This is a genomic window from Chloroflexota bacterium (assembly GCA_014360805.1).
GTDB lineage: Bacteria > Chloroflexota > Anaerolineae > DTLA01 > DTLA01 > DTLA01.
This window is the reverse complement of sequence record JACIWU010000095.1, coordinates 1-11,240: the sequence shown is the minus strand read 5'-3', so window position 1 is coordinate 11,240 and position 11,240 is coordinate 1. Positions and strand designations below refer to the sequence as shown.

At 62.1% G+C, this 11,240-nt stretch carries 9 protein-coding genes; all 9 read left to right on the top strand.

Features of this window, described 5'->3' with window-relative positions; all coding sequences use genetic code 11:
• Positions 1-126: 126 nt before the first annotated feature.
• The 9 genes from H5T65_12600 to H5T65_12560 all read left to right on the top strand — a co-directional run bounded on the left by H5T65_12600 (position 127) and on the right by H5T65_12560 (position 11,016).
• The gene (locus H5T65_12600) at positions 127-603 is read left to right on the top strand and encodes a hypothetical protein (GenBank protein ID MBC7260076.1); all 477 of its coding nucleotides are present in this window, start codon (positions 127-129) and stop codon (positions 601-603) included.
• A gap of 122 nt (positions 604-725) precedes the next feature.
• Complete coding sequence (locus H5T65_12595) at positions 726-953, top strand: DUF433 domain-containing protein (GenBank protein ID MBC7260075.1); 228 nt, start codon at positions 726-728, stop codon at positions 951-953.
• Between the two features lie 8 nt (positions 954-961).
• Positions 962-1,315, top strand: a complete 354-nt coding sequence (locus H5T65_12590; protein ID MBC7260074.1) for a DUF5615 family PIN-like protein — start codon at positions 962-964, stop codon at positions 1,313-1,315.
• Between the two features lie 354 nt (positions 1,316-1,669).
• The gene (locus H5T65_12585; protein ID MBC7260073.1) at positions 1,670-2,281 is read left to right on the top strand and encodes a uracil-DNA glycosylase; all 612 of its coding nucleotides are present in this window, start codon (positions 1,670-1,672) and stop codon (positions 2,279-2,281) included.
• Between the two features lie 31 nt (positions 2,282-2,312).
• On the top strand, positions 2,313-4,535 hold the full coding sequence (locus tag H5T65_12580) for a DNA translocase FtsK 4TM domain-containing protein (protein MBC7260072.1): 2,223 nt from the start codon (positions 2,313-2,315) through the stop codon (positions 4,533-4,535).
• A 237-nt stretch (positions 4,536-4,772) separates the two neighbouring features.
• A complete protein-coding gene (gene phnD / locus H5T65_12575; GenBank protein MBC7260071.1) occupies positions 4,773-6,740 on the top strand; it encodes a phosphate/phosphite/phosphonate ABC transporter substrate-binding protein in 1,968 nt (655 codons plus the stop codon).
• Between the two features lie 113 nt (positions 6,741-6,853).
• Complete coding sequence (locus H5T65_12570) at positions 6,854-8,422, top strand: ABC transporter ATP-binding protein (GenBank protein ID MBC7260070.1); 1,569 nt, start codon at positions 6,854-6,856, stop codon at positions 8,420-8,422.
• A 25-nt stretch (positions 8,423-8,447) separates the two neighbouring features.
• Positions 8,448-9,737 carry an ABC transporter permease gene (locus H5T65_12565; protein MBC7260069.1) on the top strand — a complete coding sequence of 430 codons (1,290 nt, stop codon included), beginning with the start codon at positions 8,448-8,450 and terminating at the stop codon, positions 9,735-9,737.
• A gap of 13 nt (positions 9,738-9,750) precedes the next feature.
• Positions 9,751-11,016, top strand: a complete 1,266-nt coding sequence (locus tag H5T65_12560) for an ABC transporter permease (GenBank protein MBC7260068.1) — start codon at positions 9,751-9,753, stop codon at positions 11,014-11,016.
• Positions 11,017-11,240 lie beyond the last annotated feature (224 nt).

Here is an 11,240-nt window from a genome sequence, read left to right as displayed (position 1 = left end):
TTGGCCCGCCTTTTTAAGGAACCTTGAACGCTAGCGAAGATGATCACAGCAGGTCAACTTATTCAGTACAGGACTTCCAGTGATGACTGCACTCTCACTGAGCATCTCAGGGCTCATTTTGCTCAGATGAAACAGGAGCGTCATCCAATGTATTTGACGCTGGATGAGTTTGATAGGGTCCTCCAGTGGAAACTACGCGGTCAGTACGGAAGACAGCGGGAAAGACGCAAAGCAAATACGGATGATGTGATACGTGTCGTAACAGGAGCTGCACTTTCTATCGAACATCCTGACAAAGATTACGAAATTGAGTTGCAGTTTGGGATACTATGCACGCTTCGGGGAGTAGGTGTTCCTGTGGCATCGGCCATCCTGGCTCTTGTATTTCCCGAGAGATATGCGGTGATTGATTTCAGGGGTTGGAGACAGGTGTTTGGTGAAGAGAGAACAGCGTTTTCAGTTTCGGACTACAAGCGATACCTTCGAGAGATACAGAATCTAGCACAACAGTTGGGATGGCCTGTCCAAGAAGTTGACCTGGCGATTTGGGAATATGATCGTATCAATGGCAGAAAGGCCGGTGCAACCACAGCGGCGGGCTAACATCTTGCTCAAGCCGACTGCGCTCCGCTGCGCTCGCTCCGCCCTGCGGCTTATGCGCATCGTTAGCCAGCGCAAGAGAAACGTAGTATAATTGAAGTAACAATGTTCCGGGGAGGATGCTTATGAGATGGCAAGATTACATTGTCGTTGATCCCAGCATTTGTCACGGGAAAGCCTGTGTCAAGGGTACGCGTATTCCGGTCTCGGTTATACTGGACAATTTAGCCGCCAGCCTCTCCCTAGACGAGATTCTGCGTAGTTACCCGTCTTTGAGTCGGGAAGCCGTGCAAGCCGCTATTTCATACGCTGCCGAGTTGGCCCGCGAGCGTGTGGTGGCCATTCCAGTATAGATGACACGATGGCATTCAAGGTTGACGAGAATCTGCCGGTTGAGATAGCCGATTTGTTGCGCCAATCTGGCTATGATGCCGTTACTGTTTCTGAGCAGCACTTGGAAGGTTCAACCGATTCCGCTATTGCTTCTGTATGCCAGGAGGAAGGGCGTGCCTTGGTCATCTTGGACACAGATTTCGCTGACATTCGTGCATATCCCCCGGCCCAGTTCCCTGGCTTGATAGTTCTACGTTTACACCAGCAAGATAAACCCCACGTTCTTGAGGTCATTGAGCGTCTGATCCCATTGCTTTCCAGCGAGCCACTTGAGCATCTTCTATGGATTGTTGAAGAGACACGTGTAAGGATTAGGAGCTAGCCAGATCTGCGCTGGCTAATACGCGCTTGCACCTGACGCCGCTACGCTACGCTTCGCGGCGCAGGTGAAGCGCAGGCCGCCGGGCCCGTTCATGGATTACACCAGACTCTATCCATAAACTGCGGGGCAAGCCCCGTAATTCCCTGTCTGCTTCCACAAACACTTCAACGGGTTCTTCATCGCGACGACGAAGACGGTACCGAATGCCTATGTCCTGAAAATCTCCTACCTTCGGGGAAACTCGCGCGTGGGGCGGGTTTCCACCCCTGCCCTCGGGCTTGACCGCCGACGGCGATTGGGTATACTAGCGGTGTGCCTTTGGGAAACCCGTTCCGATGCGCTAGGAGGCGAGCCGTGTCCGAGTTGACCCGCTTGTACGACGAGATCAACCAGTGTCAACGCTGTCCGCTGGGGCGGACGCGCACGAAAGCCGTGCCCGGCGAAGGCCCCGAAGACGCCGACATCATGTTCATCGGCGAAGCGCCGGGGTTTCACGAAGACCAGCAGGGGCGGCCCTTTGTGGGGGCGGCGGGGCACTTCCTGGAGCAACTGCTGGCGAGCATCGGCCTGAAGCGGCGCGACGTGTACATCTGCAACGTCATCAAGTGTCGCCCGCCCGGCAACCGCGACCCGTTGCCCAACGAGATTCAGGCGTGCGCCGAGTTCCTGGACAGGCAGATAGCCCTCATCAAGCCGCGCCTCATCGTAACCCTGGGGCGCTACTCCATGGCCAAATACTTCCCGCAGTCGCCCATCAGCCGCATCCACGGTCGCCCGCAGCGGCTGGGGGATGTCATCGTGCTCCCGCTGTACCATCCGGCGGCGGCCCTCCACCAGCCACGGTACAAGGCCGACATAGAGGAAGACTTCAAGAAGATACCCGCGCTGTTGCAGGAATCCATCGCCCTGGACGAGACGCCTCCTCCCGCCGGCCCTGTAGAGGCCGAGCAATTGAGCCTGTTTTAGCGTTTCGCACATTTGTGCTATAATAGAGGCGATGGCGAAGACGGGCAAGAGCAAGAAACGAAAACCCTCTCCCCCGCTCCGTTTCCGGGGCGAGGTCGCGGGGCTGCTTCTCATCGCGCTCGCCCTCGTAACGCTGCTCAGCATCCTTTCGGTGAGCCAGGGGAGCATCACCGAGACGTGGCTCAACCTGCTGTTCCTGGCGTTCGGCTACGGGGCCTACGTTACGCCGTTCGGGTTTGCGGCCATCGGCCTGTGGTTGATTCTGAAAAGCATCGGGCGCGAGCCGGCGATCGATCCGGAGAAGCCCGTGGGGGTTGCGGTGCTGTTCCTCCTGGGGCTGGGCGTGCTGCACATGCTCCCTTCGGCGGTGTCGCCGCGCCAACTGGCCGCCAGCGGGAACGGCGGGGGCTACCTGGGGTGGCTCATCAGCCAGGCGCTCATCCGCGGCCTGGGCGGGGTGGGCGCATGGATTGTGGCCATCGCGGGCTTGCTGGTGGGGATTCTGATGACGGCGGGCATCTCCCTGTCGGAGATGGCCGCTTTTGCGCGTGCGGCGGTGGCGCGCCTGCGGAGGGGCAAAGCCCCGCCGTATGTGGTCAACGAGGGGCGGCCGGCAGCGCCCGCGGAAGCCGTGAGCGAGCCGGCGGCGCCTCCCGCGCGAGCAGCCGCGCCCGCGCCCAAGCCGGTCATCATCGGCGGGGAGGCCCCCCAGCCGCCCAAGCCGACCGGCCCCCTGTTCCCGCGCATCCTCGGCGGGGCGCAGAAATGGGAACTGCCCCAAATCGCCGACATCCTGGAGCAAAACGTTGAGATTGAAATCAGCCAGTCGGAGATCCGCGAGCGCGTGCGCATCATTGAGGAGACGCTGGCGAGTTTCGGCGTCCCGGCCCGCGTGATTGAGGTGAACCAAGGCCCCACCGTTACGCAGTTCGGCGTGGAGCCGGGCTACGTGGAGCGCAAGGACGAACGCGGCCAGGTCCGCAAGTCCAAGATCAAAGTCAGCAAGATCAGCGCCCTGGCGAACGATTTGGCGCTTGCCCTGGCGGCCAGCCCGATTCGGATTGAAGCGCCGGTGCCGGGCCGCTCCATCGTCGGGATTGAGGTGCCCAACGGCCAGACCTCGCTGGTGGGGCTGCGGGGCGTCATGGAGTCCGAGGCGTTCCGAAGCCTAACGTCCAAACTGCGCATCGCCCTGGGGCAGGACGTGTCGGGGCAGGCGGTGGTGGCCGACCTGGCGGCCATGCCCCATCTGCTCATCGCGGGCGCGACGGGTTCGGGCAAGTCGGTCTGCATCAATTCCATCATCGCGTGCCTGCTGCTCAACAACACGCCGGACGATTTGCGGCTCATCATGGTGGACCCCAAGATGGTGGAGTTGGTCCCGTTCAACGGGATTCCGCACCTCTTGTCGCCGGTGGTGGTGGATTTGGAGCGCGTGGTGAGCGTGCTGAAGTGGACAACCCGCGAGATGGACCGCCGCTACAAACTCTTCTCCAAGGCGGGCGCGCGCAACCTGGACGCCTACAACCGCATGGCGGCGGGGCGCGGCGAGAAGCCTCTGCCGTACATCGTGGTCATCATTGACGAACTGGCCGACCTGATGATGGTGTCGCCGGAGGAGGTGGAGCGGTCCATTTGCCGCATCGCGCAGATGGCGCGGGCCACCGGCATCCATCTGGTGATCGCCACGCAGCGCCCGTCGGTGGATGTGGTAACCGGCCTCATCAAGGCGAACTTCCCGGCGCGCATCTCGTTCGCGGTAACGTCGCAGGTGGATTCGCGCGTGATCCTGGACACGCCCGGGGCCGAGAAACTCCTCGGGCGCGGGGACATGCTGTTCATGTCGCCCGACTCCAGCAAACTGCAGCGCCTGCAAGGGTGCTTCGTTTCGGATCAGGAACTGGCCCGGCTGGTGAATCACTGGAAAGGGATGTACACGGTCAGCGAGACGCAACCCACCGAGGTGGTGCAGCCGTCGCTCTGGGGCGATATGGAGCCGGTGCAGGTCGGTGCCGAGGGCGCGGGGGAGGAGGATGCGCTGTTGGAGCGAGCCATAGAGGAGGTGCGGGCCGCGAATCGGGCCTCCATCTCGCTGCTCCAGCGCCGCCTGCGAATCGGGTACTCGCGCGCGGCCAGGCTGATTGACATTCTGGAAGAAAAGGGTATCATAGGTCCCGAAGAGGGGCCGGCCCGCACCCGCCGAGTTCTGTTGGGAGACGACAGGAGCGCACTCCCGCCGCTTGACAGCGAATAGGGCCGTTGCTATAATCGCCCTGCACTCTTGCAAACGAGGGCAATCCGACGGTGGGGGCATTCCGAATCGTGATGCCAAGGTTGTCTCGTTTCCGGTCTCTGACAAACGTTCCTCGTACATCCCACCTTGCGCACATGGGCAACACGCAGAAAGGAGGTGAAGACCGAAACAAAGGTTTTTGCCGAAACAGTCGTGAGCACAGGAATCCCCAGAACATCTCTTTAGGAGGAGAACGACATGCGTAACCGTGTGTTTGCTGCACTGAGCATCCTGCTCATCGTGTCCATGGTGCTGGTGGCGTGCGGCGCGAAGCCGACCCCGACCGCGCCCGCACCGTACCAGGCCCAGCCGACCCCCACGCCGGAGCCGACGACTCCGCCGCCCCCGCCCGCCATCGGGACCGAGGCGCAGCCGCTGACGATGGTCTTCGTCCCGTCGGGCGACACGCAGCGGATTCTGGCCGGCGCGGAGAAACTGGACAAACTCATCAAGGAGAAGACCGGCCTGGTTACCAAGTCCAGCGTGGCCACCTCGTACGCGGCGGTGATTGAGGGCATGGGTGCCGAGAAGATTGACATCGGCTGGCTGGCCCCGCTATCCTACGTCCTGGCCAAGGACAAGTACGATGTCCAGTTGCTGCTCATCACCATCCGCTACGGCAAGGCCACCTACAAGGGCCAGATCAACGTCCGGGCCGACTCGGGCATCAAGACCCTCCAGGACTTGAAGGGTAAGAAGTTCGCCTTCACCGATCCGGTCTCCACGTCGGGCTATCTGTATCCGTATGCCCTGTTCAAGAAGAACGGCATTGACCCGGCCAAGGACTTCGCCGAGACCGTCTTCACCGGCGGCCACACGGCGGCCGTGCTGGCGGTGTACAACGGGCAGGTGGATGCCTCCGCCTCCTACGACGACGCCCGCGGCACGCTGGCGAGCAACTACCCCGACATCAAGGACAAGGTGGTGGTTCTCACCTACACCGATGAGATTCCCAACGACACCGTGTCCGTCCGCAAAGGCCTGCCCGAGGATGTGGTGGCCAAACTGAAGCAGGGCTTGCTGGACATCGCCCAGACCGAAGAAGGCAAGCAGGTTCTGCAGGAAATCTACGAGATCGGCGGCCTGGCCGAGGGCACGGATGCTATGTTTGACCCCATCCGCCAAGTGGCGACCGCCCTGGGCATTGAACTCGCCAATTGGAAGGGTGTGTCGGTTCCGTTCAAGGTGGGCCAGGTTACCGACACGGGCGGCATCGACGACAAGTCCTTCAACGCCACGGCTTGGAAGGGCGTTGAGGACGCCATGAAGAAACTGTTCGTGGAAGGCAAGTACCTGGAGTCCCAGCAGCAATCCGACTACGCCAAGAACATCACCGAGTTCATCCAGCAGAAGTACGACCTGATCATCACCGTGGGCTTCCTGCTGGGCGTGGACACGGCGAAGTTCGCGAAGGAAAATCCGAACGTCAAGTTCGCCATCGTGGACTACGCGTATCCCGACTGCTGGCCGGGCGCGGTTGTGGGCAAGGACTGCGGCTCGGACACGCCGATCCCGAACGTGCGCGGCCTCACATTCAAGACGGACGAGGCGGCGTTCCTGGCCGGCTACGTGGCTGCGGCCATGACCAAGACCGGCAAGGTGGGCACCTTCGGCGGCATGAAGATCCCGACCGTTACCATCTTCATGGACGGGTTTGAGTACGGCGTCAAGTACTACAACGAGAAGCACGGCACCAACGTGCAGGTGCTCGGTTGGGATTCGGCCAAGCAGGAAGGCACCTTCACCAACGACTTCATTGACATCCAGAAGGGCCGCCAGGTGGCTGAGTCACTCTTTGACGAGGGCTGCGACATCGTCATGCCGGTGGCCGGGCCTGTGGGCCTTGGCGCGGCGGCGGTGGCGAAGGAGCGCGGCCTGATGATCATCGGCGTGGACACCGACTGGTACATCAGCGCGCCCGAGTACAAGGAGACCTACCTGACCAGCGTCCTGAAGAACATGGACGTGGCCGTGTACGACACCATCAACTCCGTGGTCAAGGGCACGTTCAAGGGCGGCGAGAACTACGTCGGCACGCTCAAGAACAAGGGCGTGGGCATCGCCCCGTTCCACGACTACGAGAGCAAGATTCCGGCGGGCCTCACCGACGAACTGAAGCAGATCACCGACGACATCATCGCCGGCAAGATCAAGACCAGCCCGTAATAAGCATGTTGGGACACACAGGTTGGGCGGCGCGTCCTGCGTCGCCCAACCTGTCGTACCTGTAGAATGAGCCGACAGCGCTGTCGCGCAAACTGAAAGACACAAGGAGAGACATGGCCCCTGTCCTTGAGTTGCGAGGGATTACCAAGGCCTTTCCAGGCGTTCTGGCGAATGACCACATTGACCTGACGCTGGAAGAAGGGGAAATCCTCGCCTTGTTGGGCGAGAACGGCGCCGGCAAAACGACGTTGATGAACATCCTCTACGGATTGTATCAACCCGATGCCGGCGAGATTTTTGTCCGCGGCAAGAAGGCCGAAATCCACGAACCCAACGATGCCATCCGCCTCGGCATCGGCATGGTGCACCAGCACTTCATGTTGGTGCCCGTCTTCACCGTTACCGAGAACGTCATGCTGGGCGTGGAATCCATGCGCTACGGCCTGTTCCTGGACCGCAGGAAGGCTGCCGCCAAGGTTCGGGAGATCTCCGAGCAATACAAGTTGGAAGTGAACCCCGACGACTATATCAAGGATTTGCCCGTGGGCGTGCAGCAGCGGGTGGAAATCATCAAGGTGCTGTACCGCAAGGCCGATATTCTGATCCTGGACGAACCTACGGCCGTGCTCACGCCCCAGGAGGTTGAGGAGTTATTCAAGATCATCCGGTCTTTGCGCGAGCAGGGCAAATCCATCATCTTCATCACCCACAAGTTGAAAGAGGTCATGGCCATCGCCGACCGCATCACCGTGCTGCGCCAGGGGCGGGCTGTGGGGACGACGACGCCCTCCGAGGCCACCATGGAGCGCCTCGCCCAGATGATGGTGGGCCGCGAGGTGGAACTGGTGGTCAAGAAGAAGCCCGCGAAGCCCGGCGATGTGGTGCTGGACGTGGAGAACCTGCATGTCGTGGATCACCGCGGCAATGTCGCGGTGCGGGGCGTTACGTTTGACGTGCGGGCAGGCGAGATTCTCGGCGTGGCGGGGGTGCAGGGCAATGGGCAGACCGAACTGGTGCGCGCGCTGACGGGGCTGCTGCGCCCCGAGATGGGCCGCATCCGCGTCAATGGCGTGGACGTTACGCATGCTTCGCCGCGCAAAATCCTGGAGCAGGGCGTGGCGCACGTGCCCGAAGACCGCCAGAAGGATGGCCTCATCCTCAAGTACCCCGTCCATGATAACCTGGTGCTGAACACCTACTACATCCCGCCCTTTGCCAAAGGGGTCAACCTCCAGTTCGGGGAAATCTACAAGGCGGCCGCCGAGCGCGCATACGAGTTTGACATCCGCACTCCCAACATCTACGTGCCCGTGTCTACGCTTTCGGGCGGCAACCAGCAGAAGACGATCGTGGCGCGGGAGTTCAGCCGCCCTATTCGGCTGCTCATCGCGTCTCAGCCCACCCGTGGCCTGGACGTCGGCTCCATTGAGTACATCCATCAGCGGATTGTGCAGAAGCGGGACGAGGGGGCGGCGGTGCTGTTGGTGTCGCCGGAACTGGACGAGATTCTGGCGCTGTCGGACCGCATCGCGGTGATGTATCGGGGGCAGTTTGTGGCGATTCTGCCGGCCGCCGAGGCGACGCGCCAGAAACTGGGGCTGCTGATGGCAGGGGTGAGCGTGGCAGAGGCCGAGGCTGCCGAAGAAGCGCCCGCGCCGGTGGAAGAGAACCCCGCTCTGTGAATGTCGCGGATTTGAGGAGAGACCCTTGAGCGAACGGAAGGAACGCGCATTGAGAAACGATCAGGACACTCGCGCTCAGGCCCTCGCGAAGTTGTTGTTGCGGCCGGCGCGAGGCAGCCTGTTGCAGGCCATCCTGCTGCCTGTGCTGGCGGTGTTTACGGCGCTCATCATCGGGGCGCTGGTCATCGTTTTCACCGACCTGCAAGTGCTCAACCTGTACAAGGACTTCTTCTCGGCGCCGGGCAAGGCCCTGGCCGCATCCTGGAAGTCCATTGCCAGCGCCTATAGCGCGCTGTTCAAAGGCTCCATCGGCAACCCCGCCGAGTTCGCCAACGCCATCAGCGTGCTGCGCGAGACGGGCGACACGGCCCCGCTGCGGCAGGCGTTTTGGCCCATCAGCGAGAGCCTGGTAACGTCGGTGCCGTACATTTTCGCGGGGCTGGCGGTGGCCCTGGGTTTCCAGTGCGGCCTGTTCAACATCGGGGCCGAGGGGCAGATTTTCATCGGCGCGCTGGCGTCGGTGTACGTGGGCTACAGCGTCAAGGGGCTGCCTCAGTACATCCACCTGCCGCTGGCCTTCTTCGCAGGCGCGGCAGCGGCCGGCCTGTGGGCGGCTGTGGCCGGTGTCCTGAAGGCGAAGACCGGCGCGCACGAGGTCATCAACACCATTATGATGAACTACATCGCCTTCTTGCTGAGCGACTGGCTGCTGAACGGCCCTATGAGACGGCCCGGCTGGGCGCCCATCAGCCCGGCCATCCGGGATTCGGCCTGGCTTCCCAAGTTCTTCCCCGACCCGCTGCGGTTTCATGCCGGGTTCTTCGTGGCGCTGGGCATCGCCGCCGTGGTGTATTGGCTCCTGTTCAAGACCACCATCGGGTTTGAGATTCGGAGCGTGGGCGCGAACCCCGACGCCGCGCGCTACGCGGGCATCAGCGTTACGCGCAACTTCGTCTTGGCGATGTTCCTGAGCGGGGCGCTGGCAGGCATGGCCGGCGCCAACGAGGTGCTGGGCGTGAACCACCAACTGGCCAGTGCCTTCTCGTCGGGCTACGGGTTTGACAGCATTGCGCTGGCGCTGCTGGGCAAGAGCCACCCCGCTGGGGTGGTCCTCGCGGCGCTCCTATTCGGCACGCTCCGCAGCGGGGCGACCCGTATGCAGTCGCTGGCAGGGGTGCCCGTAGATATCATCTCCATCCTACAAGCGTTGGTGATCATCTTCATCGCCGCGCCGGCGATCATCCGCTGGATCTATCGGATCCGCCTGGAGCGAGAGGTAGGCGAGACGGTGTTCACCCGCGGCTGGGGTCAGTGATAGGGGGACAGACATGGCAGTTGCTGCACGGAACGCTGAATTGACCATCGCAAGGCGGCGACACGCCGGTATGGGGATTTTCTTCCTCGCCGTCGCGCTGGTTATCGTGGGCATTTTCGCCCGTACCACGCCGGCGGGCCTGGATACGACGTTCGGTTTGAACCCCGCCCGCCTGACCACGGCCATGAGACTGCCCGATTTGGTGCTCCCCTCGCTCCCCAGTCTGTGGTTCTTGGCGGCCGTGTGCGCGTTCCTGGGCGGCTGGCAGGTTGCCAAGGGGTTCCGCAGCACCGGCTGGGCGCTGGGCGTGGTCGCCTTTGCCTTCGTGGCGGCGTTCCTCATCTGGGCCGCACGGGGAAAGTCCATGAACCTGGTCGGGATGCTCTCATCCAGTTTGCTGCGGGCCATCCCCATCGCGCTGGGCGCGTTCTGCGGGATTCTGTGCGAACGCGCGGCGGTCATCAATATCGCCATTGAGGGGATGATGCTGACGGCTGCGTTCATGGCGGCGTGGGTTGGGAGCATCACGCACAACCTCTGGATCGCGCTGATGGCGGCCATGCTGTCCAGCGCCTTCCTGGCGGCCATCCTGGCGGTCCTGTCCATCAAGTTCAAGGTAGACCAGATTGTGAGCGGCACGGTGATCAACATCTTCGCCACGGGCCTCACCAGTTACCTGAGCGCGAAGTTCTTACAGGTGTATCAGAACCTGAACAACCCGGGCATCTTCAAACCGATTTCGCTGCCACTCCTTTCGCGAATCCCCATCATCGGCCCGGTGTTCTTTGAGCACAACATCATCGTGTACATCACCTTCCTGCTGCTCATCCTCATCCACGTGATGCTGTTCTACACGCGGTGGGGGCTGCGCACGCGGGCCGTGGGCGAGCACCCGAAGGCCGCCGACACCCTGGGCGTAAACGTGTTCCGCACGCGCTACATCAACGTCATCATGGGCGGGCTGGTGGCCGGCATCGGCGGGGCGTTCTTCACCATCGGCTCCGTGGGGCGGTTTGACGAGGTGATGACGGCGGGCAAGGGGTTCATCGGCCTGGCCGCTATGATCTTCGGCAAGTGGACGCCCTTCGGGGCCTTCGGCTCGTCCATCATCTTCGGGTTCGCCGACTCGCTCCAGACCAAGTTGCAAATCCTACAGGTGCCGATTCCGTCCGAGTTCTTGCTGATGGCGCCGTACCTGGTTACCATGGTGGTGCTGGCGGGGGTCATCGGCCGCGCCATTCCTCCCGCCGCCGACGGCCAGCCCTACGAGAAGCAATAGTCGTGCCGCGCAACTGTGCTTGCAAGAGGGCGCCAGCGTGCGCCCTCTGCGCGTTTCTGCTACGCTCGCCATCCACGAATCACACGAATCCACACGAATGGAGAACAGGAAGACACGTAGGGCGGCTTGCCATGCCCGCCGTGGCAGGGGCGGGTAGCCGAGGTGGGGCCGACTAGGGCCCAGGCGCGGGGCGTGGGGGGACAACACCAGTGCCCAACCCGAAA

Coding starts and splice junctions, on each gene's coding strand:
- H5T65_12600 (MBC7260076.1), top strand. CDS start 127: ATGAAACAGGAGCGTCATCCAATGTATTTGACGCTGGATGAGTTTGAT.
- H5T65_12595 (MBC7260075.1), top strand. CDS start 726: ATGAGATGGCAAGATTACATTGTCGTTGATCCCAGCATTTGTCACGGG.
- H5T65_12590 (MBC7260074.1), top strand. CDS start 962: ATGGCATTCAAGGTTGACGAGAATCTGCCGGTTGAGATAGCCGATTTG.
- H5T65_12580 (MBC7260072.1), top strand. CDS start 2,313: ATGGCGAAGACGGGCAAGAGCAAGAAACGAAAACCCTCTCCCCCGCTC.
- phnD (MBC7260071.1), top strand. CDS start 4,773: ATGCGTAACCGTGTGTTTGCTGCACTGAGCATCCTGCTCATCGTGTCC.
- H5T65_12570 (MBC7260070.1), top strand. CDS start 6,854: ATGGCCCCTGTCCTTGAGTTGCGAGGGATTACCAAGGCCTTTCCAGGC.
- H5T65_12560 (MBC7260068.1), top strand. CDS start 9,751: ATGGCAGTTGCTGCACGGAACGCTGAATTGACCATCGCAAGGCGGCGA.